General features: G+C 57.7%; 16 protein-coding genes and 1 tRNA gene. 5 read left to right on the forward strand and 12 right to left on the reverse strand.

All coding sequences use genetic code 11. From position 1 onward, the window contains the following. Positions 1 to 293: 293 nt before the first annotated feature. The 3 genes from ACVLVH_RS06730 (at position 294) to ACVLVH_RS06740 (ending at position 12,290) form a co-directional block, all read left to right on the forward strand. A complete protein-coding gene (locus tag ACVLVH_RS06730) occupies positions 294 to 2,792 on the forward strand; it encodes an Ig-like domain-containing protein (protein WP_498949029.1) in 2,499 nt (832 codons plus the stop codon). A 249-nt stretch (positions 2,793 to 3,041) separates the two neighbouring features. Beyond that, complete coding sequence (locus ACVLVH_RS06735) at positions 3,042 to 7,094, forward strand: Ig-like domain-containing protein (protein WP_498949031.1); 4,053 nt, start codon at positions 3,042 to 3,044, stop codon at positions 7,092 to 7,094. Between the two features lie 249 nt (positions 7,095 to 7,343). Continuing rightward, complete coding sequence (locus ACVLVH_RS06740) at positions 7,344 to 12,290, forward strand: Ig-like domain-containing protein (protein WP_498949032.1); 4,947 nt, start codon at positions 7,344 to 7,346, stop codon at positions 12,288 to 12,290. A gap of 196 nt (positions 12,291 to 12,486) precedes the next feature. Here the strand turns inward: ACVLVH_RS06740 and ACVLVH_RS06745 are convergent, their stop codons facing one another. The 3 genes from ACVLVH_RS06745 to nac form a co-directional block, all read right to left on the reverse strand. Next, the gene (locus tag ACVLVH_RS06745; protein ID WP_498949034.1) at positions 12,487 to 13,332 is read right to left on the reverse strand and encodes a GNAT family N-acetyltransferase; all 846 of its coding nucleotides are present in this window, start codon (positions 13,330 to 13,332) and stop codon (positions 12,487 to 12,489) included. Between the two features lie 114 nt (positions 13,333 to 13,446). Continuing rightward, complete coding sequence (gene cbl, locus ACVLVH_RS06750; RefSeq protein WP_498949035.1) at positions 13,447 to 14,406, reverse strand: HTH-type transcriptional regulator Cbl; 960 nt, start codon at positions 14,404 to 14,406, stop codon at positions 13,447 to 13,449. Positions 14,407 to 14,673: 267 nt separating this feature from the next. Further along, positions 14,674 to 15,591, reverse strand: a complete 918-nt coding sequence (nac, locus tag ACVLVH_RS06755; RefSeq protein WP_101763422.1) for a nitrogen assimilation transcriptional regulator NAC — start codon at positions 15,589 to 15,591, stop codon at positions 14,674 to 14,676. A gap of 173 nt (positions 15,592 to 15,764) precedes the next feature. On the opposite strand from nac, the gene ACVLVH_RS06760 reads away from it, so the two are divergent. Next, positions 15,765 to 15,941, forward strand: a complete 177-nt coding sequence (locus ACVLVH_RS06760) for a hypothetical protein (RefSeq protein ID WP_192411564.1) — start codon at positions 15,765 to 15,767, stop codon at positions 15,939 to 15,941. Positions 15,942 to 16,160: 219 nt separating this feature from the next. Here the strand turns inward: ACVLVH_RS06760 and ACVLVH_RS06765 are convergent, their stop codons facing one another. The 3 genes from ACVLVH_RS06765 to ACVLVH_RS06775 are packed head-to-tail and all read right to left on the reverse strand — an operon-like array spanning position 16,161 to position 19,648. Continuing rightward, on the reverse strand, positions 16,161 to 17,192 hold the full coding sequence (locus ACVLVH_RS06765; RefSeq protein ID WP_101763421.1) for an ABC transporter permease: 1,032 nt from the start codon (positions 17,190 to 17,192) through the stop codon (positions 16,161 to 16,163). Between the two features lie 14 nt (positions 17,193 to 17,206). Further along, positions 17,207 to 18,691, reverse strand: coding sequence for a sugar ABC transporter ATP-binding protein (locus ACVLVH_RS06770; protein ID WP_101763420.1), 1,485 nt, complete (start codon positions 18,689 to 18,691; stop codon positions 17,207 to 17,209). A gap of 33 nt (positions 18,692 to 18,724) precedes the next feature. After that, the gene (locus ACVLVH_RS06775) at positions 18,725 to 19,648 is read right to left on the reverse strand and encodes a sugar ABC transporter substrate-binding protein (protein WP_110866691.1); all 924 of its coding nucleotides are present in this window, start codon (positions 19,646 to 19,648) and stop codon (positions 18,725 to 18,727) included. 507 nt (positions 19,649 to 20,155) lie between these two features. Between ACVLVH_RS06775 and ACVLVH_RS06780 the strand changes: the two genes are divergently transcribed. Next, a tRNA-Asn gene (locus tag ACVLVH_RS06780) sits at positions 20,156 to 20,231 on the forward strand. A 767-nt stretch (positions 20,232 to 20,998) separates the two neighbouring features. Here the strand turns inward: ACVLVH_RS06780 and ACVLVH_RS06785 are convergent. The 6 genes from ACVLVH_RS06785 to ACVLVH_RS06810 form a co-directional block, all read right to left on the reverse strand. After that, positions 20,999 to 21,331, reverse strand: coding sequence for a type II toxin-antitoxin system PemK/MazF family toxin (locus ACVLVH_RS06785; protein WP_277973770.1), 333 nt, complete (start codon positions 21,329 to 21,331; stop codon positions 20,999 to 21,001). Beyond that, positions 21,332 to 21,589: an AbrB/MazE/SpoVT family DNA-binding domain-containing protein gene (locus ACVLVH_RS06790; RefSeq protein ID WP_075808466.1), complete on the reverse strand. Its 258-nt coding sequence runs from the start codon at positions 21,587 to 21,589 to the stop codon at positions 21,332 to 21,334. It lies immediately after the preceding gene. A 417-nt stretch (positions 21,590 to 22,006) separates the two neighbouring features. Next, complete coding sequence (locus ACVLVH_RS06795; protein WP_498949036.1) at positions 22,007 to 23,311, reverse strand: NtaA/DmoA family FMN-dependent monooxygenase; 1,305 nt, start codon at positions 23,309 to 23,311, stop codon at positions 22,007 to 22,009. Positions 23,312 to 23,322: 11 nt separating this feature from the next. Further along, positions 23,323 to 24,522: a M20 family metallopeptidase gene (locus tag ACVLVH_RS06800; protein WP_192411562.1), complete on the reverse strand. Its 1,200-nt coding sequence runs from the start codon at positions 24,520 to 24,522 to the stop codon at positions 23,323 to 23,325. A 97-nt stretch (positions 24,523 to 24,619) separates the two neighbouring features. Beyond that, a complete protein-coding gene (locus ACVLVH_RS06805) occupies positions 24,620 to 25,276 on the reverse strand; it encodes a methionine ABC transporter permease (protein ID WP_192233454.1) in 657 nt (218 codons plus the stop codon). Further along, complete coding sequence (locus tag ACVLVH_RS06810; RefSeq protein WP_312464489.1) at positions 25,257 to 26,387, reverse strand: methionine ABC transporter ATP-binding protein; 1,131 nt, start codon at positions 26,385 to 26,387, stop codon at positions 25,257 to 25,259. Before ACVLVH_RS06810 ends, ACVLVH_RS06805 begins: the two co-directional genes overlap by 20 nt. Between the last annotated feature and the right edge of the window lie 4 nt (positions 26,388 to 26,391).

Here is a 26,391-nt window from a genome sequence, read left to right on the forward strand (position 1 = left end):
ATGGCTTTTTTGTTTTTGGGCGGCGTTAAATTAAGTGCGCGTGAGTAGGGTTTAATGCCGATCAGTTAAGCGCCGTAGGAAATCACCGTACCTTCCGTTGCGGCGCGATTCATCGCGCATGCTTACGGCCGCACCGCGCCCCGCGCGGCACTGCGCCGCGCCAGGAATTTTCCTCCTTTGCAGACGGTTCTTGATACGGGCCCGTTACGCGCTGCTCTACCATTCCCGCCGCCGTGCGATGTCGTGTAAACCGCGCCGCACCTCCTTTGACAACACAATTATGGACGATACCTATGAATGATTTACTAGCCCGCAGCCCGGTGTTCTATCGCGAAAGCGCCGACGGCAGACTGGTGTTCGGTAACAAAACCGCGCTCGAGCCCGGCGGCTTTATCGAGCTGGTGATTGGCACCGACACCTTCCGCGTCCCGGTGGACGACAAAGGCTTTTACCGCTGGGAGGCGCCGACGCCCTACGCCGACGGCGAGTACAGCTTCTCCATCCGCCACTTTGACGCCGCCGGCAACCGCAGCACGCCGACGCTCGGCACCGTGATTGTCGACACCACCGCGCCGGCCGCGCCCAAACTGTTTAACCTCTACGACGACCAGGGCGCAGTGACCGGCAGCTTTGACGCCGGCCAAACTACCGACGACAAACGCCCGACGCTGACCGGCATCGCGCAGAAAGGCAGCACCGTTTACCTGCTCAACGACAAAAATGAAAAAATCGGCAGCGCGGTGGCGGACAAGGTCACCGGCCAATGGGTGATGGAGCCGGCGCAGGACCTGAAAGACGGCGTTAACAGCCTGCGCCTGATGGCTGAAGAGACCTTCGGCGGCAAGCTGCGCGCCGGCGCGCCTTCTGAGGTGTTTGACATCGTGATTGCCGGCGACGACGTCAAGGTTACGATCACCGATGCGCTTGACGACGCGGGCAGCTTCACCGGGTCACTCGGCAACGGCGCGCTCACCGACGACACTACCCCAACCCTGCGCGGCAGCGGCCCGGCGAACAGCACCATCACGCTGCGCTATAAGCTGGACGGCGGCAGCTACGCCTCCACCACGGTGAACGTGGACAATGCAGGCAAGTGGACGTGGACGCCGTCCGCGCTGGCGAAGGGAAACTGGACCTTCGAGGTGCAGAAGGCCGGACAGAGCGGCTGGAGCAGCTTCACGCTCACCATCGATCCGGCGCTGGACCTGAAGCCGACCATCGACGGCGCCTGGGACGACGTCGGCGCGGTCACCGGCAGCCTGAAGAGCGGCGATACCACCGACGACAGCACGCCGACCCTGCGCGGGCGCGGCATGGCCGGCAGCGTGATTTACTTCCAGAGCGGCACGTGGGACGGCTCGTGGTACGACGTGGGCAGCACCGTGGTGAAAGCCGATGGCAGCTGGGAGTGGACCTCGCCGGCGCTGAGCCAAAGCAACACCTGGGAGTTCCGCGCGTTAGCCAGACACGACGGCGCTGAGAGCGACTGGAGCGGGAAGTTTGTGCTGGAGTACAAAACACCGGCACCGGCCATTACTGATGCTTTTGATGATTTTGGTGCCGAAACCGGCAGCCTCGCCAGTGGCGACACCACCGATGACAACACGCCAACCCTGCGCGGCACCGCACCGGCGAATAGCATGGTGATGATTCGTGCACAGCATGAATCGGGCGAGAAAACTTACAGCGTGAAGGCGGATGCTTATGGTAAGTGGAGCTGGACGCCGAATAAGGCGTTGGCGAAGGGTGGCTGGGATTTCCAGGTTAAAACAAGCGACTCAGATAATTGGGGAGACAAATTTGAACTTAATTTAAATCAATATCCAAGTTCAAGATACACCTTGGATTTTGAAACTACTGTTCTAGGCCCTATGGGTGGGATGCAAAAGTATCTTGATGATACTAATGTCGCATTAATTTTCCTTGGTGCCACGAATCCAGGTGAGGTTGTAAGTAAACCAAATGATGTTCCCGAATCTTTTAACGATCGATGCTTAAGACTAAAAAATATAAATACAATTGAAATTTATCTAGTTAATAAAAATTATGTCAGCAATCCGTTTTTTAAAGATGTAGGCTTTCAGATATGGAATTCTAATAATTTTGATATAACAATCGTATTAAAACCGTACTATAATCGAGGTTACATGCCAGTTAGTACTACTAAGATCATTAAAGCTGGAGAAGTAGTCGACATATCTTGCAAAGATTATTTAGAAGCTAATAACGCGGATAAACTTAGCCTTCTCGACATATCAATTAACTCTGGGTTACAAGGAGTTTACATTGACAACCTATATGTAGATGTTGTTAGACCTGAATCTACTCAGACTTTAGATATTTCCGATGAAAATATCGTCCACTTCCTCGACGGCGTCGACCAATTAACCGATCACCCCATCACCGGCAGTGAAACCCAGGTTGATACTCTGCAATTAACCGGCAAAGATCAGCTGCTCGATTTATCTCAGCATAAAGCAGAGATTCAATCGGTGGAGATCTTTGATATTCGCGGCAGCGGGGATAATACGCTGAAAATCGATCTGGATGCGCTGCTGCATTACGGCGAAAAAGATCTGTTTATCGAAGACGGTAAAACCCAGCTGATGGTGAACGGTGATGCCGGCGACGTGGTGCAGCTGAAAGATATTCTGCCGGAAGGCAGCGATATCAGCGAATGGCAGCATCAGCAGGGCACGGTGACGGTCGCGGGCGTGGAGTATGAGGTTTACAGCCACGGCGATGACGCGGAACTGCTGGTGCAGCAGGGGGTGAAAACCGAGCTGATTTAACGGTTAGTTCGCTGCAGGTTTGTCTGAAAAGCCACCGAAATTCGGTGGCTTTTTTTTGTTGTTTGTCAGCACGTTCAGGGGTTTTGGCATTGTGCCCCCGCCCGCCGCTGCGCCGCTCCAGGAATTTTCCTCCTTTGCAGACGGTTCTTGATACGGGCCCGTTACGCGCTGCTCTACCATTCCCGCCGCCGTGCGATGTCGCGTTGACCGCGCCGCACCACCTTTGACAACATATTAAGGACAATACCTATGAATGATTTACTAGCCCGCAGCCCGGTGTTCTATCGCGAAAGCGCCGACGGCAGACTGGTGTTCGGCAACAAAACCGCGCTGGAGCCCGGCGGCTTTATCGAGCTGGTGATTGGCACCGACACCTTCCGCGTCCCGGTGGACGACAAGGGCTTTTACCGCTGGGAGGCGCCGACGCCCTACGCCGACGGCGAGTACAGCTTCTCCATCCGCCACTTTGACGCCGCCGGCAACCGCAGCACGCCAACGCTCGGCACCGTGATTGTCGACACCACCCCGCCATCCGCGCCCGACCTGATTAACCTCTACGACGACCAGGGCGCCGTGACCGGCAGCTTCGACGCCGGCAAAGCCACCGACGACAAACGCCCGACGCTGACCGGCATCGCGCAGAAAGGCAGCACCGTTTACCTGCTCAACGACAAAAATGAAAAAATCGGCAGCGCGGTGGCGGACAAGGTCTCCGGCAAGTGGGTGATAGAGCCATCGCAGGACCTGAAAGACGGCGTTAACAGCCTGCGCCTGATGGCCGAAGAGACCTTCGGCGGCAAGCTGCGCGCCGGCACGCCTTCTCAGGCGTTTGACATCGTGATTGCCGGCGACGACGTCAAGGTTACCATCACCGACGCGCTTGACGACGCGGGCAGCTTCACCGGCTCGCTCGGCCACGGCGCGCTCACCGACGACGCCACCCCGACCCTGCGCGGCGAAGTCTCCGCCGGCAGCACCGTTATCGTCTATTACCGCCTCGCCGGCAGCCCGACCTGGGCCGGCAGCGCCACCGCCACCGTCAGCGGCGAGACCTGGAGCTGGACGCCGGGCAGCAACCTGCCCGACGGCCGCTATGAGTTCCAGGCCAGCACCGGCGAGGTCGCCTCGGTGCTGTTTGAGCTGGAAATCGCCGGCACCGCCGGCATCGCCCAGCGCACCCGCATTGAGTCCGTGACGGACGACTTCGGCCCCGTCACCGGCCCGCTGGCAAACGGCGCGATGACCGATGACGCCACGCCGACCTTCCAGGGCCGCGCGGAGGCCAACAGCCAGGTGTTGATTCGCTACACGCTGGCGGGCGGCGCGGCCGCTTCCGTCACGGTTAACGCCGACAGCACCGGCCACTGGCGCTGGACGCCGGGCAACGACCTGGCCACCGGTCAGTGGACGTTTGACGTGAAGTCGCAGGGCCAGTCCGGCTGGAACGACAGCTTCACGCTGACCATCAACCCGGACGCCGACCGCAACGCCACCATCGACAGCGCACTGGACGACTTCGGCCCGGTGACCGGCAGCCTGAGCAGCGGCAGCAGCACCGACGACAGCACGCCAACCCTGCGCGGCAGCGGCCCGGCGAACAGCAGCATTACGCTGCGCTATAAGCTGGACGGCGGCAGCTACGCCTCCACCACGGTGAACGTGGACAGTGCAGGCAAGTGGACGTGGACGCCGTCCGCGCTGGCGAAAGGCAGCTGGACCTTCGAGGTGCAGAAGGCCGGCCAGAGCGGCTGGAGCAGCTTTACGCTCACCGTCGATCCCACGCTGGACCGTAACGCGACCATTAACGGCGCCTACGATGATTTTGGAACCGTTAAGGGCATTATCGCTAACGGCGGCATCACCGACGACGCCACCCCAACCCTGAACGGCAGCGGACCGGCAAACAGCGTGATTTCGCTGCGCTACAAGCTCGGCAGCGGCGGCTACGCCTCCACCACCGTGAACGTGGATGCGGCCGGCAACTGGACCTGGACGCCGTCCGCGCTGGCCAGCGGCAAGTGGACCTTTGAGGTGCAGAAGCCCGGCCAGAGCGGCTGGAGCAGCTTCACGCTGACCATCGATCCGACCGTGGACCGTAAACCGACCATCGACAGCGCCTGGGATGACGTGGGCCCCACCACCGGCCTCATCAGCAACGGCGGCACCACCGACGACAGCACGCCAACCCTGCGCGGCACCGGCCCGGCGAACAGCACCCTCATGCTGCGCTACTTCCGCCTGGCCACTATGTTTGATGGCACCATCAAAGTGGACGCCAGCGGCAACTGGACGTGGACCGCGCCGGAGCTTACCGACGGCAACTGGACCTTTGAGGTGAAAAAAGAGGGTCAGTACGAGTGGAGCAGCTATGAGCTGAACATTGACTCCAGCGCCGACCGCTACCCGACCATCGACAGCGCCTGGGATGACGCGGGCCCGGTCACCGGCAGCCTGAGCAGCGGCAGCAGCACCGACGACGCCACGCCAACCCTGCGCGGCAGCGGCCCGGCGAACAGCACCATCACGCTGCGCTATAAGCTGGACGGCGGCAGCTACGCCTCCACCACCGTGAACGTGGACAGTGCAGGCAAGTGGACGTGGACCCCGTCCGCGCTCGCCAAAGGCAGCTGGACCTTTGAAGTACAGAAGGCCGGCCAGAGCGGCTGGAGCAGCTTCACGCTGATCGTCGATCCGGCGCTGGACCTGAAACCGACCATTGACAGCGCCTGGGACGATTTTGGCGCGGTAACCGGCAGCCTGAAGAGCGGTGACACCACCGACGACAGCACGCCGACCCTGCGCGGGCGCGGCGTGGCCGGGAGCGTGATTTACTTCCAGAGCGGCACGTGGGACGGCGCCTGGGAAAACGCCGGCAGCACCGTGGTGAAAGCCGACGGCAGCTGGGAGTGGACCTCGCCAGCGCTGAGCCATAACACCACCTGGGAGTTCCGGGCGATGGCCAGACTCGACGGCGCTGAGAGCGACTGGAGTGGCAAGTTTGTGCTGGAGTACAACAACCCGGCGCCGACCATTACCGACGCGTTTGATGATTTTGGTGCCGAGACCGGCAGCCTCGCCAGCGGCGACACCACCGATGACAACACGCCAACCCTGCGCGGCACCGCGCCGGCCGACAGCGTGGTGATGATCCGTGCGCAGCATTCGTCGGGTGAGACAACTTACAGCGTTAAGGCGGATGCTGATGGGAAATGGAGCTGGACGCCGGATAAGGGTCTGGCGAAAGGGGACTGGGATTTTCAAGTCAAAAATGCTGGTTCAGAACGCTGGGGAGATATATTCGAGTTGAATATAACGAAAGAGTATTTGGGGGGGGTCGGAATTTATGATTTTGAAAATAAACAATTAGGCCCAGCCCCAGTTAGGGTAGTTGAACTTATGGAAGGTAATAAAACATTTATAGAGTTTTATTATTTACATAAAAATAAATTTGAAAGCTCAGGAAACATCGTTACTAGACCTGATGGTGCTCCAGAAGGTTGGGGGGATAAATCATTTGTATTTACAAAGCCTGGAAAGATTTATTTTTATTCCTCTCAACAACCTGGTGTTCCTGAAGGCAGCGGCGGCATTACCGAATTAGGCTTTGACATTTGGAATAGCAGCAAGGAAGATATAACCTTTTCACATTATGATGGATCCAGTAATAACTATGTTGAAATAACTGTCAGAGCTGGAGAAAAATTCACCTTTAGTTCATTGGACTATTTAGATCCTAATTATCCAAAAAACCCCATCAATTATATTGAACTTAAGGAATATGTGCCGGGAGTTTATATTGACAACATATATACCGTCGTGGTGACTGCAGATGACAAACGATTTTTATCTGACCAACCCGAAAACATCGTCCACTTTTTAGACGGTGTTGACGAATTAACCGACCACGCCATCACCGGCAGTGAGACCCAGGTGGATACCCTGCAGTTAACCGGTAAAGATCAGCTGCTCGATTTATCTCAGCATCAGGCAGAGATTAAATCGGTGGAGATCTTTGATATTCGCGGCAGCGGGGATAATACGCTGAAAATCGATCTGGATGCGCTGCTGCATTACGGTGAGAAAGATCTGTTTATCGAAGACGGTAAAACTCAGTTGATGGTCAACGGTGATGCCGGCGACGTAGTGCAGCTGAAAGATATTCTGCCGGAAGGCAGCGATATCAGCGAATGGCAGCATCAGCAAGGCACGGTGACGGTCGCGGGCGTGGAGTATGAGGTGTACAGCCACGGCGATGACGCGGAACTGCTGGTGCAGCAGGGGGTGAAAACTGAGCTGATTTAACAATTAGATCCTTTATCATCTGTCTGAAAAGCCACCGAAATTCGGTGGCTTTTTTTTGTTGTTTGTCAGCACGTTCAGGGGTTTTGGCATTGTGCCCCGCCCGGCACTGCGCCGCTCCAGGAATTTTCCTCCTTTGCAGACGGTTCTTGATACGGGCCCGTTACGCGCTGCTCTACCATTCCCGCCGCCGTGCGATGTCGCGCAGTCCGCGCCGCACCACCTTTGATAACACAATTATGGACGATACCTATGAATGACTTATTAGCCCGCAGCCCGGTGTTCTATCGCGAAAGCGCCGACGGCAGACTGGTGTTCGGCAACAAAACCGCGCTCGAGCCCGGCGGCTTTATCGAGCTGGTGATCGGCACCGACACCTTCCGCGTCCCGGTGGACGACAAAGGCTTTTACCGCTGGGAGGCGCCGACGCCCTACGCCGACGGCGAGTACAGCTTCTCCATCCGCCACTTTGACGCCGCCGGTAACCGCAGCACGCCAACGCTCGGCACCGTGATTGTCGACACCACCCCGCCATCCGCGCCGGACCTGATTAACCTCTACGACGACCAGGGCGCCGTGACCGGCAGCTTCGACGCCGGCAAAGCCACCGACGACAAACGCCCGACGCTGACCGGCATCGCGCAGAAAGGCAGCACCGTTTACCTGCTCAACGACAAAAATGAAAAAATCGGCAGCGCGGTGGCGGACAAGGTCACCGGCAAGTGGGTGATGGAGCCGTCTCAGGACCTGAACGACGGCGTTAACAGCCTGCGCCTGATGGCCGAAGAGACCTTCGGCGGCAAGCTGCGCGCCGGCGCGCCTTCCGAGGCGTTTGACATCGTGATTGCCGGCGAGGACGTCAAAGTCACCATCACCGACGCGCTTGACGACGCGGGCAGCTTCACCGGGTCGCTGGGCAACGGCGCGCTCACCGACGATGCCACCCCGACTCTGCGCGGCGAGGTCTCCGCCGGCAGCACCGTTATCGTCTATTACCGCCTCGCCGGCAGCCCGACCTGGGCCGGCAGCGCCACCGCCACCGTCAGCGGCGAGACCTGGAGCTGGACGCCGGGCAGCAACCTGCCCGACGGCCGCTATGAGTTCCAGGCCAGCACCGGCGAGGTCGCCTCGGTGCTGTTCGAGCTGGAAATCGCCGGCACCGCCGGCATCGCCCAGCGCACCCGCATTGAGTCCGTGACGGACGACTTCGGCCCCGTCACCGGTACGCTGGCAAACGGCGCCATGACCGATGACGCCACGCCGACCTTCCAGGGCCGCGCGGAGGCCAACAGCCAGGTGGTGATCCGCTACACGCTGGCGGGCGGCGCGGCCGCTTCCGTCACGGTTAACGCCGACAGCACCGGCCACTGGAACTGGACGCCGGGCGTCAGCCTGGCCACCGGTCAGTGGACGTTTGACGTGAAGTCGCAGGGCCAGTCCGGCTGGAACGACAGCTTCACGCTGACCATCAACCCGGACGCCGACCGCAACGCCACCATCGACAGCGCCTGGGATGACGCGGGCCCCAACACCGGCAGCCTGAGCAGCGGCAGCAGCACCGACGACACCACGCCGACCCTGCGCGGCAGCGGCCCGGCGAACGGCGCCATCACGCTGCGCTATAAGCTGGGTTCGGGCGAGTACGCCTCTACCACGGTGAACGTGGACAATACAGGCCACTGGACGTGGACGCCGTCCGCGCTCGCCAAAGGCAGCTGGACCTTCGAGGTGCAGAAGGCCGGCCAGAGCGGCTGGAGCAGCTTCACGCTCACCGTCGATCCGGCGCTGGACCTGAAGCCGAGCATCGACAGCGCCTGGGACGATTTTGGTGCGGTCACCGGTAGCCTGAAGAGCGGTGACAGCACCGACGACAGCACGCCGACCCTGCGCGGCAAGGGCGTGGCCGGCAGCGTGATTTACTTCCAGAGCGGCACGGCGGGCGGCGCCTGGTACGACGCGGGCAGCACCGTGGTGAAAGCCGACGGCAGCTGGGAGTGGACCTCGCCGGCGCTGAGCAGAAACGGCACCTGGGAGTTCCGCGCGAAGGCGCAGAACGGTGACGTCATCAGCGGCTGGACCGGCAAGTTCATCCTTAAATACACCGCCGCGGAGGCGCCGGCCATCACCGACGCGCTGGACAACGCCGGCCCGGTGACCGGCAGCCTGAGCAGCGGCAGCAGCACCGACGACACCACGCCAACCCTGCGCGGCAGCGGCCCGGCGAACAGCACCATCACGCTGCGCTACAAGCTGGACGGCGGCAGCTACGCCTCCACCACGGTGAACGTGGACAGCACCGGCCACTGGACGTGGACCCCGTCCGCGCTGGCGAAAGGCAACTGGACCTTTGAGGTGCAGAATGCCGGCCAGAGCGGCTGGAACAGCTTCACGCTGACCATCGACCCGGACCTGGACCTGAAGCCGACCATCGACAGCGCCTGGGACGATGCCGGCGCGGTAACCGGCAGCCTGGCGAGCGGCAGCAGCACCGACGACACCACGCCAACCCTGCGCGGCAGCGGCCCGGCGAACGGCGAGATTACGCTGCGCTATAAGCTGGGTTCGGGCGAGTACGCCTCCATCACGGTGAACGTGGACAGCAGCGGCCACTGGACCTGGACCCCGTCCGCGCTGGCGAAGGGCAGCTGGACCTTTGAGGTGCAGAAGACCGGCCAGAGCGACTGGAGCAGCTTTACGCTCACCGTCGATCCCACGCTGGACCGTAACGCGACCATTAACGGCGCCTACGATGATTTTGGAACCGTTAAGGGCATTATCGCTAACGGCGGCATCACCGACGACGCCACCCCAACCCTGAACGGCAGCGGCCCGGCGAACAGCGTGATTTCGCTGCGCTATAAGCTCGGCAGCGGCGGCTACGCCTCCACCACCGTAAACGTGGATGCGGCCGGCAACTGGACCTGGACGCCGTCCGCGCTGGCCAGCGGCAAATGGACCTTTGAGGTGCAGAAGCCCGGCCAGAGCGGCTGGAGCAGCTTCACGCTGACCATCGACCCGACCGTGGACCGTAAACCGACCATCGACAGCGCCTGGGATGACGCCGGCCCCACCACCGGCCTCATCAGCAACGGCGGCACCACCGACGACAGCACGCCAACCCTGCGCGGCACCGGCCCGGCGAACAGCACCCTCATGCTGCGCTACTTCCGCCTGGCCACCCTGGTTGAAGGCACCATTAAAGTGGACGCCAGCGGCAACTGGACGTGGACCGCGCCGGAGCTTACCGACGGCAACTGGACCTTTGAGGTGAAAAAAGAGGGTCAGTACGAGTGGAGCAGCTATGAGCTGAACATTGACTCCGGCGCCGACCGCTACCCGACCATCGACGGCGCATGGGATGACGCGGGCCCCAACACCGGCAGCCTCAGCAGCGGCAGCAGCACCGACGACACCACGCCGACCCTGCGCGGCAGCGGCCCGGCGAACAGCAGCATTACGCTGCGCTATAAGCTGGACGGCGGCAGCTACGCCTCCACCACGGTGAACGTGGACAGTGCAGGCAAGTGGACGTGGACCCCGTCAGCGCTGGCAAAGGGCAACTGGACCTTCGAAGTGCAGAAGGCCGGACAGAGCGGCTGGAGCAGCTTCCAGCTGACCGTCGACCCGGCGATGGACCTCAAGCCGACCATCGACAGCGCCTGGGACGATTTTGGTGCGGTGACCGGCAGCCTGAAGAGCGGTGATATCACCGACGACAGCACGCCGACCCTGCGCGGGCGCGGCGTGGCCGGCAGCGTGATTTACTTCCAGAGCGGCACGTGGGACGGCGCGTGGGAAAACGCCGGCAGCACCGTGGTGAAAGCCGACGGCAGCTGGGAGTGGACCTCGCCGGCGCTGAGCCATAACACCACCTGGGAGTTCCGGGCGTTAGCCAGACTCGACGGCGCCGAGAGCGACTGGAGCGGGAAATTTGTGCTGGAGTACAACAACCCCGCGCCGACCATTACCGACGCGTTTGATGATTTTGGTGCCGAGACCGGCAGCCTCGCCAGCGGCGACACCACCGATGACCAGACGCCAACCCTGCGCGGCACCGCGCCGGCCGACAGCGTGGTGATGATCCGTGCGCAGCATTCGTCGGGTGAGACAACTTACAGCGTTAAGGCGGATGCGGATGGAAAGTGGAGCTGGACGCCAGACAAGGCGCTAGCGAGGGGGGACTGGGATTTCCAGGTAAAAAATTCTGAAGCTGAAAACTGGAGTCAGGCATTCGAGTTGAATATTACAAAAGAATATTCAGGTTCAAAAGGAATGTTAGACTTCGAAAATAAAAATATTGGCGCACTTTACGCAACTGGTTATCGCTTCGAAGGCAATATAACTGATTTTGGTTTTGGTGTATTGAATCCATATATACCAAATGGTTACATCGCATCTAAACCTGAAGGAGCACCTGATTTCTTTGGAGATCGTTGTTTCATTTCAAATTACGTGAGAGCTACTATTGCAGTAGGTGGTAAGCATAGGTTAGTGGATTGTGGATTTGATGTCTTTAATAATGGGAAGAATGATGCAACTTTCTCAATAGAGGTTAAGGGGTTTACAACGCAATTTATTATAAAGCCTGGAGAAACAATTAGAATTAGCAGAGATATTTATAAGCATAACTTTGACGAAGAAGTGAATAATAGCCTTTACATATCTTTTCAAGAAGGAATGTCTGATTTATATTTAGATAATATATATAACATTATAGAGCCTCGTGTTTCTCAAAATGAAATTATAGATGCCCACGAAAACATCGTCCACTTCCTCGACGGCGTCGACGAGTTAATCGATCACCCCATCACCGGCAGTGAAACCCAGGTGGATACCCTGCAATTAACCGGTAAAGATCAGCTGCTCGATTTATCTCAGCATAAAGCAGAGATTCAGTCGGTAGAGATCTTTGATATTCGCGGTAGCGGGGATAATAAGCTGAAAATTGATCTTGATGCGCTGCTGCATTACGGCGAAAAAGATCTGTTTATCGAAGACGGTAAAACCCAGCTGATGGTGAACGGCGATGCCGGCGACGTGGTGCAGCTGAAAGATATTCTGCCGGAAGGCAGCGATATCAGCGAATGGCAGCATCAGCAGGGCACGGTGACGGTCGCGGGCGTGGAGTACGAGGTGTACAGCCACGGCGATGACGCGGAACTGCTGGTGCAGCAGGGGGTGAAAACCGAGCTGATTTAACGGTTAGTTCGTTGCAGGTTTGTCTGGAAAGCCACCGAAATTCGGTGGCTTTTTTTGTTGTTTACCCACTCAGAACCTTCGGGCATCGCGCACCGGCTGGCATTGCGCGATAAATCGCGCCGCTACGTTGTGCGGCGATCACGGCACACATCTTCCGCCGCGACGGCCGCGGCAGCGATCCCCTCTTCATCCGGCATCATCCCATCGCCTGCGTCATCAACCCATAAGCCTGCATCGCGCCGGCCTGTGGCATCCACGGCGTGCCGCGCACCATGATGGTGGGCGCATCCACCTGCTCCAGACCCAGGGTTTTAAGCCATTGCGCCAGCGGTAACGCGGCATCGGTATCGATGCGCACAAACTCGCCGCGCAGCATCTGCATCAGGGCGGCAATCAAGGTTTGCGCGCTCGACAGATTCAGCGCAATCACCGGGCCAATCGACCAGCCGTGACCAAACCGGCGCAGGCTGGCAAAGCCCTGCACGCGCTGCTGCGCATCCCGCAATATGCGGGTTTGTGTATTGGCAATCAGGTGAGTGATTAACGCGGGGCGCCACAGGCCGTGCGCCTGGTGATCGAGGGCGGTCAACGGTTGTGCCTCTGCGGGCAGCGCGGGACGCAGCGTGAAACCGGCTGGCACCGTCAACGCTGACACCGCCGCCAGCGCGCGCGTTTGATGCTGCAGAATCTGGCCCGTCACCGCAAAACCGACTTTCTGATAAAGCGGTTTGCCACTCTCGGTGGCGTGCAGCCGCAGCCGGTAATCAGGAAATTGTTCCAGCAGCGCCAGCATCAATTGTTTGCCGATGCCCTGCCCTTGCCAGAGTGGGCTGACGATGACGAGCCCGATGGTGGCTGCCTGCTCGCCCCAGCGAAACCCCAGCGCGCTGCCAGCGTAGTCGCCCTGATGTTCAGCCACCGTGCCTGCGCCGAACGTCAGCGCCTGCTGCCAGTCTTCGCGGCGATGCGGCCAGTGCAGTTGCTGCGTGAGGGCAACGCCGGAATCGATGTCGCGTGGCGTCATAGCGCGTAGCCTGATCATGTTTGCTCCTGATGTGCGGGAAATGCCCTTGTCTTTAGCACATTTCAGGGCGGGGATGAAAGCGGGAACGCGGTTGCGTGGCGGTGCGGCTGGGTTGCGCCGCACCGTGCTGGCTTAGATCTGGAAGTCGATGGCCGGTTCGTTTTCGGTTTCGTAGGATAGCGCCTGACGCTTGATCTCCTCCAGCGACAGGTTGGCATTACAGAGTTCGAGGAACTGCCAAACGTAATTGCGTTGCAGCTGGCCGCGCTTCAGGCCGAGCCACACGGTATTGGCATCGAACAGATGATGGGTGTCGATTTTTACCAGATCTTCGCCTTCGTAAATATCGCACGCCTGATCGGCGAGAATCCCCACGCCAAGACCGAGTTCCACGTAGGTTTTCACCACGTCAGAATCCTGCGCGCTGAGCACGATATCCGGGCACAGACCGGCGGCCTGGAATGCCCGATCCACCCGCGAACGGCCGGTAATGCCCTGACGATAGGTGATTAACGGATAGCGGCTCAGGCTGGCGAGCGTAATGGGCTGCTGCTGTAACAGTTCATGATCGTGCGGCACCAGCAGCGAGTGATGCCAGCTGAACCACGGGAATGCCGCAAGACTGCTGTTATTCACTAACTGCTCAGAGGCGATACCGATATCGGCTTCACCGGCCAGCAGCATGGCGACGATCTCCTGCGGCGATCCCTGATTGAGCTCAAGGCGCACGTTGGGATAGAGCTGGCGAAACGCTTTGATCACGCGCGGCAGGCTGTAGCGCGCCTGGGTGTGCGTGGTGGCGATGGTCAGCACGCCGCTGGTTTCATTGGTAAACACATCCGCTAAGCGGCGCACTTTGCCCGCTTCATCAAGGATGCGCTCAGCAATGGTCAACAGCGCCTTGCCCGGTTCGGTCATGCCTAACAGTCGCTTGCCACGACGAATAAAGATTTCCACGCCCAGTTCATCTTCCAGATCGCGAATATGGCGGCTGACTCCGGATTGGGAGGTAAACAGCGTATTCGCCACTTCGGTCAGGTTGAACTCGCAACGGGCCGCTTCACGTATAATTTTAAGTTGCTGGAAATTCACACCCTTTTCTCCTGGTTCCTGCCCCTGTTTCGTCCATGTTATGAAGTTGATGTCATCGCAACAAATAATAAAAAACCGTGTGTTATGCGGAATAGTAATAAGGGGTAGTTTGAAGGACGCCCTCACCCCCGCCCTCTCCCGCAAGCGGGCGAGGGAGCTGATCGAGCGGTTGGTTGGTAAGGTGATTTATTTGGCTAATATCGGCGGGATCGGTCCCCTCTCCCATTAATGGGAGAGGGTTAGGGTGAGGGAAAAAGTGCGCTTAACTCATCCCACCAGCATCAATTCACGGTCCTCTACCGCTGGCTTATTCAGCAGCGACAGCAAAATATTCTTCACGGCCTGCGCCGATGGCGACAGCGGCAGACGCGCCGAGATGTTCAGCGACAGCGGCAGATTGAGTGACGGACTGTTAATGCGCGCCATCCACGCATGGGTTGAACTCACCAGCGCCCGCGCCGCAGATTCTGGCAGCACCGTCACGCCCATACCGCTGGACACCGCCGCCGTCAGCGTCGAAATGGATTCGATTTCGCCAATAATGCGCGCGCTCAGACGGCGCAGCGAGAACGCTTCATCGACACGTTTACGCACCGCGCTGTAATCGCGTGGCAGGAACAGGCTCATCTGCGCCACATCGGCCAGATCGACCGTGGCACCCGGGCACGCTGTTGCGCCCACCAGATAGAGCTCTTCTTTCATTAAAGGAATGCTGTTGATGCCCGCCGTTGGCGCACGGTCGTACAGCACTGCCATATCCAGCTGGCCGTTCATCACTTTTTCATTGAGCGAGGTGCCGCTGTTTTCATGCAGATACACCAGCACATCCGGGAACTGCTCACGCACCGTGTGCAGCAGCGGCATGGTGAGCGAAGATGCGGCGGTGCCCGGCGCTAAACCAATCGAAACCTGGCCGTTCAGTGCCTGGCCGGCGTTGATCACCGCCGTTTGCGCCTGTTCACACTGGCGCAGAATGGTGCGAGCGTGGGCATACAGAATTTTTCCGGCTTCAGTGGGCGTTACGCCGCGCTTGGTGCGGATCAGCAATTGCTGATCGAGTTCATTTTCCAGCGTCGCCACCTGCTGGCTAAGCGCAGGCTGCGCGATGTGCAGCACTTCTGCTGCCTGAGTCAGGCTGCCGATATCGACGATTTTTACAAAATACTTGAGTCGTCTTAAATTCATGTTGCCTCCGTCAATCCCCGAATACCCAGTTGGGTGTTTCAGCCTGCTGGCTTGTGGGAATGAAGTTGCAATATGCAGGCCAGGTTTGTTCGCGATGCAAAATTGCGTTGCCAGATTTTTCCTAACGGCACGGAAAATAAGCGTTTGTGATTACCTCGAAGGAGTTAATAAGCGTGGGCGATGACGTGATTCGCGTGAGCGTTAAACAATATGCACCGCCGTGGGGCAGAAAATGCGAGTCAGGCGTGCAAAAAAGTGATGACCGGATGGGCTGGTTTGGTGCAGAAAACACAGAAAGTGAACAGAAACGGCGGGAATGGAAAAAAACGAGCGGGAAAGAATGGGGTTAGCCAGTTGGAAAACTTATGTGGGCGGCGGTGCGCGTTGTCCCTCACCCGAACCCTCTCCCGCGCGCGGGAGAGGGAACCGACCGTGCACAATGTCACTACGCAAAATAATTCGCGCTGTAGCAAGGCGGCAAGAAAATTCAGCCCCGGGAGCATAGTTAACTATGTGACCGGGGGGAATTTTCGCAGCCAACGCCGCTACAGCGTGAAGTATGAAGCGTATTATCTTTTTTTACGGTTTCTGTGCATATCAATAGAAACCGCTGCGACGATGATGATGCCTTTGATGATGTCCTGCACGTAAGCATCAACACCGACAAAGGTGAAGCCGCTCTTGATCAGGCCAAGAATCACTGCACCAATCAGCGTACCGGTGATGCGCCCCACGCCGCCCATTAGGCTGCTGCCGCCGATAACCGCTGCGGCGATGGCATCCAGTTCGTACGCCATCCCCATGCTGGACTGGCCGCTACTGACGCGCGCCGCCAGCACCACACCCGCCAGGCCAGAGAGCGCACCGGCGATGGTGTAGACGATGATCAGGTACTTATTAACGTTGATACCAGACACTTTGGCGGAGGTCATGTTGCCGCCAATCGCGTAGACATATTTGCCGTAGCGAGTGTGTTTTAGTGCGATGTGGAACAGGAACGCCACCACCAGGAAGATAATGACTGGCATCGCGCCCTGGCCGATGGAGGTGAAGCCATCTGACAGGAAGCTAATCGGGTTACCCTGCGTGTAGTACTGCGCCAGACCGCGTGCCGACACCATCATGCCGAGCGTGGCGATAAACGGCGGAATACCGGTTTTGGTGATCAGCACGCCATTCATTACACCGCACAGCAGCCCTACGCCAATCCCGGCGACGATGGGAATCACCGCAGGCAGGTTCACCAGCGAGGGATACATCGGTGACAGGCTGTCTGAAGTTTGCGCCAGACTGGCCGCCACCACCGCGGTGAGGGCAATAACCGAACCGGATGACAGGTCAATACCGGTGGTGATGATGACCTGGGTCACGCCCACTGCGATAATACCGATGATCGCCACCTGCAGAATAATCAGCACCAGGCGGTTGGTGTTCATCAGGAAAGATTGGTCACGTACATACCAACCGGCAATTTCAAAAATCAGGGCAATGCCTACCATCACGACAAAAATACCGGTGTCTTTTGGCAACTTGTGACGCAAATTGCCAAAGAAAGAACTCTGTTCTGCGGCCTGCGGGGCCGTAATTTTTACGTTACTCATAGGTGTCTCACGCCTCACTCGGATGCCAACGACAAAATGGATTCCTGATTGGCCTCTTCTTTATCGAGGATGCCGGTTATACGTCCGCCGTGCATAACCATCACGCGGTCGCTCATGCCGAGAATTTCTGGCAGTTCGGACGACACCATGATGATGGCCACGCCGCGATTCGCCAGTTCACTGATTAAGCGATAAATCTCTGCTTTTGCCCCCACGTCGATACCGCGCGTGGGTTCGTCAAGAATCAGGATCTTCGGTTGCGCCAGCAGCCAGCGGGCAATCAGCACCTTCTGCTGGTTACCGCCGCTGAGGTTATTGATGATCTGATCCATGGTGGGGGTTTTAATGTTCAGCTTGCGAATTTGATCCATGCAGTCCTGCGCCATTTTGATGTGGCTGACAAAACCGCTTTTATGGGTGTAATCGGGCATGTTGACGATGCTCATGTTCTCCATCACCGACAACACCAGGAACAGCCCCGACTTTTTACGGTCTTCGGTCAGGAACGCCATGCCCTTCTCTATCGCCGTTGACGGCGAATCGATCTTGACCGGCACGCCATCAATCAGGATTTCACCGCTGTCGAAACTCTCCATGCCGAACAGGCTTTCCATCACTTCGCTGCGTCCGGCACCCACCAATCCCGCTACGCCGAGGATTTCGCCCTTGCGCACCGTGAAGTTGATGTCGGTGAAGCGATCTTTGCAGGTGAGATTGCGCACCGTCAGCACATCCCCACCGATTTCACCGTTGAATTTCGGGAACAGCTGGGTTAATTCACGGCCCACCATTTGCGTAATCAGTGACTGACGCGTGTATTCGCTGGTGCTGTTGCTGCCGACCCACGATCCGTCACGGAAAATACTGATCTCATCGGTAATGGTGAAAATCTCATCCATCTTATGGCTGATATAGATGATGGCTTTGCCCTGCTCACGCAGGTCGCGGATGATCGTGAACAGGTGCGCCACTTCGGTTTCCGTCAGTGCGGAGGTCGGTTCATCCATAATCACGATGTCCGAATTCCATGACACCGCTTTCGCGATTTCCACCATCTGCTGCGACGCAATACTCAACTCGCCAACCAGACGATCGGCTTTTAAACGGATATTGAGCTTGTTCAGCAGTTCCTGCGTCTGTTTGTTCAGCTTGCCATGGTCAACAAAGCCGTACTTCATCGGTTCGCGGCCGAGCCAGATATTCTCGGCCACGGTCATGTAAGGCACCAGATTGAGTTCCTGGTGAATCATGGAGATGCCGGAACGCAGCGCATCCATGGTGTCCTGAAACTGCACCGGCTCCCCTTTAATGCGAATGGTACCCTTATCGGGACGATACATCCCGATAAGGCATTTCATTAAAGTGGATTTGCCCGCGCCATTTTCACCCATCAGGGCATGTACCGACCCCGGTTTAATACGCAGTGAGACATTGTCGAGTGCCTTCACTCCGGGGAAGAACTTGCTGATGCCTTCGGCTTCAAGCGCAAAAGCGGTCATACATCACCTCCGTACGGCTGAGTCGGTTACGGTTTATTTCTGATTCTGACTGGCGAATTTTTCGTAGTTATCTTTGGTAATCAGCTGGAACGGGATATCGACCACTTTCTGCACTTTCTCGCCGTTAATCAGCTTGACCGCCGTTTGTACCGCGCCTTCGCCCTGACCTTTCGCATCCTGGAAGACCGTGGCGACCATTTTGTCGTTCTTGATCATCTGCAGTGCGTCCGGCGTACCATCCACACCCGCGACGAGGATGTGATTCGGGTTTTTACCCAGCGCCTGCAGCGCACCGATTGCCATTTCATCGTTGTTAGAGGCAATCGCCTGAATGTCATCGCCCGCGGTCAGCCAGTTACTCACCACGTCCACCGCATCATTACGGGTGAATTTAGCAGTTTGTTTCTGCACAACTTTAATGCCCGGATATTTGGCGACCACCGCTTCCACACCTTTGGTGCGTTCACGGGTGGATTCGTTAGCCAGGTCACCCAGCAGAATCGCCACGTTGCCTTTACCGTTCATCTTTTTAGCTAGCGCTTCCATTTGCAGACGGCCCGCCAGTTCAGAATCCGAACCGACAAACGCCATTTTGTCTTTCAACTCGCCTGCCGGTTTACGGTTGACGAACACCAGCGGCACGCCGGCTTTCGCTGCGGCATCCACCAGCGGTTTCACCGCGTTGGTATCCACTGGGTTAACAATGATGGCGTCAACGCCCTGACCAATGAAGTTCTGCACCTGCTGCAGCTGCTGTGCCACGTCGCCTTTGGCGTCTTCAACCTGGCCTTTGATGTTGTCTTTTTGCATCTCTTTCTGCATTGCGTTGCGCAGAATAGTGAGGAAGTTGTCGTCGAACAGCGCCATAGAAACGCCTACCTGAAGGTCTTTTGCCATCACGGCGGCAGGTAACATGCAAACTAACAGGGAAGTTAATAACGCTTTTTTGAATTTCATAGGTAACCCTTCTTATTCGTTAACATGCTCAGGTTGGCTGAGACCGCGAATGAAAAATATCTTTTACATTCACCCAACGTCGCTGGCGTTTTTTTTGTGGTTGTAGAGGTAAGGCTTCTGGTCTAACGCTATCGGTTTACTGCATCTTTTCTGTGTAACCCGCTACTAATCAGCCAGTTATTTTCGAAATGCCGTTTCAGATGAAGCAACTCATTTCGCCGGTGATGATTAGCAGTTCATTTATTTCATCTAACTTGCATTTGAAACTTTCATCATAAAAGCACTGAAATGATTGTTTTAAAATCGGCAAATAACAAAACTTTGACATGCATCTAACATCTCAAAGGAATTGCGTTTAAAGTGAGATCTTGCTGGCAGTTTAGAATCTGATCATTCAAGGCAGAAAAGCAGCATTCCGCTGCTTTTACGCGCACTTAAACCAAAAGTGTGCAGTCGGGCTTTGACAACGGGGATCGGCATCGCTAATATGCGCCTCGTTCACACGATTCCTCTGTAGTTCAGTCGGTAGAACGGCGGACTGTTAATCCGTATGTCACTGGTTCGAGTCCAGTCAGAGGAGCCAAATTTAGAGAAGCCCGCTTAGGAAACTAAGCGGGCTTTTTGCTTTTTATGCGCCGGGGCGGTCGCTGTTGAGGTGTGGTGGGGCTTCGGTTGTGCTCTCTGAGCAGCGGCCCGCCTTAGCGGGTCATCCCCCGGATCGTCCTGATTCCCCTCTGGTATCGGTTCATGTTCTCCTTTTTGGTTAAATGGCCTGAAAAGGCGGTGTCAGGATCCAGCCGTGAGCTGGCGCAGTTGAGTTTTCTGGTGCAGGTCGAAAAGGCTGCGTGCGTCACTTCCCGCTCTGCGCGGTTAAAGTGGCGCACTGGACTGGTGCAGTGTCTGAAAATTTATTGTTGGTGCAGTTTTACGACCACGCAGCAGGAAAGCCTTGCGGCAATGCAGGCCGCAGTCCGTAAGGTAAAAGGCGCTGAGGGTACAGGTTAGCCAGGAGAATTCCGGCACGGTGCAAATTCAGACTAGCAGGCTGGCGCAGTAAAGGACGTATCGTGTTAAAACTCGGGCCTTCGTCGCGATGTTCTGCGACCCGGTGTTTGCAGAGGTCTGCACCGGTAAACGGATCAAGCGTCCTGATAACAGGCGGTTCTTTCAGGTTGTGAAGCGTTGGGCGCTGTCTACGACAGCATAGAGCAAGGGGGAGACTACGCCAGTGCCGCTGGCGGGGAAAGGAGAAACTGTTTTTACCAGCAAAAGATTTTTTAATCACTTGTTGTTATAAAAAATGAGGGCGCTGTATGTGACAGCGCCCTCGTTCAGGTTACATAAAAAATATCAGCTCAGAATGGCTTCCAGTCGAGCCAGCACCTCATTCACGACAGCGTCGGGTATGCGCTCCAGTCGCTTACCATTTCGGGCTCCCATATCAATGGTTCTGGGCTGGTCGCAGCGGATCACGCCCGTTGTTTTTGTTCCCGCCCCGTCCAGTGAAACGGTGAAACCGGCTTCGCGAGCAAAGTTTCCGCCGCTGGTCACAGGGACAACAACGGGCAACCGGGTGAGCGTGTTAAATGATGCCTTCGATACGATAAGCACCGGACGTTTTCCGCTTTGCTCGTGGCCGGCAATCGGATCCAGTGAAACAAGCCAGATTTCCCCTCTGTCCATTTACAGGATCTCCTTGCCCACCGCAGGCGCATCAATCCATTCACGATCCTCTTCACTCATTTCGGCGTGCGGATCGCACTGCGCCAGCAGTTCCTCAAGCGAATAACGGGGCCGTTTCTGGGGTTCAATAATCAGGCAGCCATTATCAATAGTCATACCCACTTCGCTGCCCATCGACAGCTCCAGCGTTTTCAGCACGGCGGGGGGAACCGCCAGCATGATGGATCCGCCGACCTTTTTAAGGCGAGTTGTATACATAGAGCACCTCCTGATATTATATTTTAATATAACATCTACAGCAGGCGATGCACAATTATTCATCTGATTCATTGTGATTTCCTTAGCGTAATAAAGCGTGAAGAAAGCCTTAATCCATCGAAGGACAGATTCAGCCGTTTTCAAAGGCGGCGTTGCCGATAAAACGGCGACCATCCTGATACATAAGGCGCTTCTTTCAGGTCATGAAGCATTTTGTACAGGCGGGAGCTTAGTGCGTAACAAAGAAGGCCGATAATAGAAAACTGTTTTTGCAGTTCAAAGGATTATGACGGATCGGATAAACAAAATGCGGCGCAGCTTCCGTAACCTTGCTTGCAGTGACTGAGCTTTAACTTGAAATGGCGCTTCGTATGGCGACCGCCAACCAGATGCGCATAAGCGCGCACCTGGTTTGGGTTAATCGATAGCGTTTGGTAGCGGAGCCAGCTCCAGACTGCTGCGGAAATCGTTGCCGACATAATCGGTATCGATCAGCTGGCGGCGACGCAGTTCTGGCAGCAGGCCGTTGAGCAGCAAATCATGCTGATCGGGCTGGCCGAGTCCATGCAGCGAAATCACATCCAGCACGCCGGCGCGGTAGCGCTGTTCGATGGCATCGGCCAGGGTTTCTGGCGTGCCGGCAACAAACCAGTGGCCGGTCTCTTCGGCTTTGATGATCAGCTCGCGCAGGGTTAATCCTTCCAACGCATAGCCACGGAAAATGGCGGCGCGCCCCTGACGACGATGCACCTGCGCCAGTTCGGGAATCAACGCGGCGGGCAGCGGTTGGTCGAGCGGCACATCGCGCAGATCTACCTCGCCGCCCAGCATATCGGCCACGCGTAATCTGCCCTGTTCATAGTTGATGCGTTCATGCTTATCGCGCAGACGGCGCGCCACATCGGCGTCGCTGTCGCCAATGATGGCGTGGAACGAGTTCATGATCAGCGGCGGATTATGTTCGCGGCCAAAACGTCGCGCCCGCTGCTGCACATCAGCCACGAAGGTTTGCGCCGCATCAAACGTGGGCTGCGAGGTGTAAATCACCTCGGCATAACGTGCGCCGAGCGTGACGCCCGCGTCGGATTGGCCCGCCTGGAACTGCACCGGACGGCGCTGTGGCGGCGGCGGCACGTTAAGCGGTCCCGCCACCTGGAAATAGTCGCCGCGATAGTGAATCGGATGCAGTTTGCTGTGGTCGAGACGAATACCGCCGCTGGCGGTGCGCTGCGCTGCCGCGCGTTCGTTGGCGTCATACAGCGCGTTCATCACTTCAATAAATTCTGTGGCGCGCGCGTAGCGCTCCTGCGGTGGCGGCAGCTGGCTTTCACCGAAGTTCTCCTCGCCGACCGATGACGTTACCGCGTTCCAGCCCGCGCGACCGCCGCTGATGTGATCGAGCGTGCCGACCTGACGCGCCAGATTATACGGATGCAGCCAGCTGGTGCTGACGGTAGCGATTAAACCGATGTGCGAAGTGACCTGGCTCAATGCCGCCAGCGCAATCAGCGGATCTTGCGTGCCGGTGGTGCCCGCTAATCCGGCCGCATCGGCCTGCAGCAAATCGGCGGTGAACAGGCCGGTGATTTTTTCGCGCTCGGCAATTTTCGCCAGTTCGATGGCGCGCGTGATGCCCAAGCCAGGCTGGCTGTCATTGGCGGCGGAAATCACACTGCTGGCGCCGACCAGCGTTTTCAGTTTTCTGCGATAGGTTTGCGACACAACACTCTCCTTTATGGTTGTCGCGCGAAATCCGCTTTGACATGGTTTAAGGCGTCCGCATCGGTCAGCAGACGTAAGCCGGTGCGAGCCAGCACGCGCGCGCCAATCAGCAGCGCCTGATAGCCGCGCGCTGAGTTGGCCGCTTCACGGAAGGGCACGGTATGGAAAATCAGATCGTCGGGGCCGATTTTCAGCCACGGATGCGCCGTCGGCACCGCGTGGCTGATGTCGCCAGCATCGGTGGAGACTTTGTTCTGCTGCGGCGAGAGATCAACCTGCTCGCCTGCCGCGGTGAACTCTTCCAGCAGCAAGGCATCCAGCGCTGCGTTGAGTTTGAAATCGCGCGGGCCAATCTGATGGTCAATCTCGACGCGCGCGCCGGTCGCCAGCGCCACGCCTTCAGCAATGGCACGCAGACGCGGCTCAAGGGATTCCACCACTTCGCGGCTGTCCGCGCGGATGTAGTAATGCGCCGACGCGTATTCCGGGATCACGTTCGGGGCCTGGCCGCCGTTGGTGATAATGCCGTGCACGCGCACGCCATCCGGCAGTTGCTGACGCAACACGCTGATGCCGTTGTAGAGCAGCACCAGCGCATCCAGCGCGTTGATCCCTTCATGGGGCGCGCTGGCGGCGTGCGACGGCTTGCCGTAGAAGTGGAAATAGAGATGATTATTGGCGAGCGTCGATTCAGTCAGGCGGGTTTTGCCCGAAGGATGCACCATCAGCGCCACGTCGACATCTTTGAGGTAGCCGGCTTCGACAAAGCGCTTTTTCACGTTGCCTTTGGGTCCGCCCGGTCCGCCCAATCCGCCCTCTTCCGCTGGCGTGCCTAATACCACTACGCGCCCGCCGGTTTGATCCAGCACCTGCGCGAGCGTGATGGCCGCCGCCACGCTGGTGGTGCCAATCAGGTTATGACCGCAGGCGTGACCGATGCCGATCAGCGCGTCATATTCCGCGAGAAAAGCGATGGTGGGGCCCGGTTTGTCGCTGGCCTTCACCGCGTAGAACGCGGTTTCATGTCCGGCGACGTTGCGCGTGACCGCAAAGCCCTCAGCGCTAAGTAGTTGCGTGAGTCGCTCACTGGCAAAATATTCGTTGTTGCCAGTTTCAGGATTTTGGAATATCGCCTGCGATACCTTGAGATAAGCGGCGCTGTGTTGTTCGAGGCTGTTTTCGAGCGTGAGCTGAAGTGGATTCAGCGACATGAGCATTCTCCTTTGGCAAAACAATGCGCAATAGATTGCGCCGCTACCGTAGATGCACCTATTCGTAGCGGCGCGATTTATCGCGCATCAGTGATAATCAATGGCGCTTATCAATACGCTGCACTAACCGGTCGCCGAGCCACTGAATGCCGCACACCAGCACAATCAGCACCGCGATCACCGCGATCATCACTGAGGTTTCAAAACGCTGATAGCCATAACGGATCGCCAAATCGCCCAGTCCGCCTGCGCCAATCGCGCCGGCCATGGCCGAAGCACCAATTAGCGCCACCAGCGTAACCACAAACCCCGACAAGATGCCGGGCAGCGCTTCCGGGATCAGCACGTCCCAGACAATGCGCAGCTTGCTGGCGCCCATGGCGCGCACCGCATCAATCAGGCCGCGATCGACATCACGCAGCGACACTTCCGCCACGCGCGCGAAGTACGGCGTGGCGGTGATCGACAGCGGTACAATCGCGGCCCAGGTGCCGAGCGAGGTGCCGACCAGAAAACGGGTAAAGGGAATCAGCGCCACCAGCAGAATGATGAACGGCAGCGAGCGGAAGCTGTTGATGATCAGGCCCAGCACGCGATTAACGCCGCGATGTTCGGCGATGCCGCCGGGGCTGGTCATCACCAGAATCAGGCCGAGCGGCAAGCCCGCCACCAGCGAAAACAGGCCGGAAATCACCGTCATTAATACCGTTTCGCCTAACGCATTGAGTAAAAGATCAATCATGACTGGCGACATAACCCACCAACTCCACTTGAGCCTGCTGCGCCTGCAGCCAGCTGAGAATCTGCTGCTCGTCGGCCGCGTTGGCTGCCGGGAGCGCAATAAAGAAACGCACCACCGCGTAGTGCTGGATGTGATCGATGCCGCCCTGCAGCAGGCGGAATTTGCCCGGCAGCGCACCGGCAAAGCGGGTGAGCAGATCGCCCTGCGCATCGTCACCGGCAAAGTGCACGCTGTAGATGGCGTCGCCTTGCTTGTCATCGCTGAGGCGCGCTGCAATATTTTCCGGCAGCTGCGGCAGCAAACCGCGCAGCAGCGTGCGCGTCAGGGCCGATTGCGGATGCGCAAACACCTGCCAAACCGGACCTTGTTCAATGATTTCACCGGCATCAATCACCGCCACGCGATGCGCCACGGATTTGATCACTTCCATCTCATGAGTAATCAGCAAAATGGTGATGCCGAGTTTTTGATTCAGGGATTTGAGCAGCGCCAGAATCGAGCGCGTGGTTTCCGGATCGAGCGCCGAGGTGGCTTCGTCACACAGCAGCAGCGCCGGGCTGGCCGCCAGCGCTCGGGCAATGCCAACCCGCTGTTTTTGGCCGCCGGATAACGCCGCCGGATAGCTTTGCGCTTTGTCCGCCAATCCCACCAGCGCCAGCAGTTCCGCCACGCGCTGCTGGCGTTGCGCTTTTTCCATGCCGGCGATTTTCAGCGGCAGCGCGACGTTCTGCGCCACCGTTTTTGCTGATAACAGATTGAAGTGCTGGAACACCATGCCAACGCGGCTGCGCACCGTTTGCAGCTGTTTTTCTGACAGGCCGGTGATGTTACGGCCTTCGATTTCAATGACGCCTTCATCAGGTTGTTCCAGCCCGTTGAGACAGCGGATCAGCGTGGATTTCCCCGCGCCGCTGCGTCCGATCAGGCCAAGGATTTCGCCTTTCTGCACCGTCAACGAGATGTCGCGCAGCGCTTGGGTTTGTCCAAAACGACGTGACACACCTTGCAGGCGCACCACGCTGCCGCTGTCGCGAAACTTCACCTGCGCCTCGTCATGGGCACTTTCCGCCACGCCGCGTTTCACGGCGGTAAAGGGCGTTTCGGCTGCTGAGAATAACGTCATCTTT

The organism is Kluyvera sp. 1366, assembly GCF_054823405.1.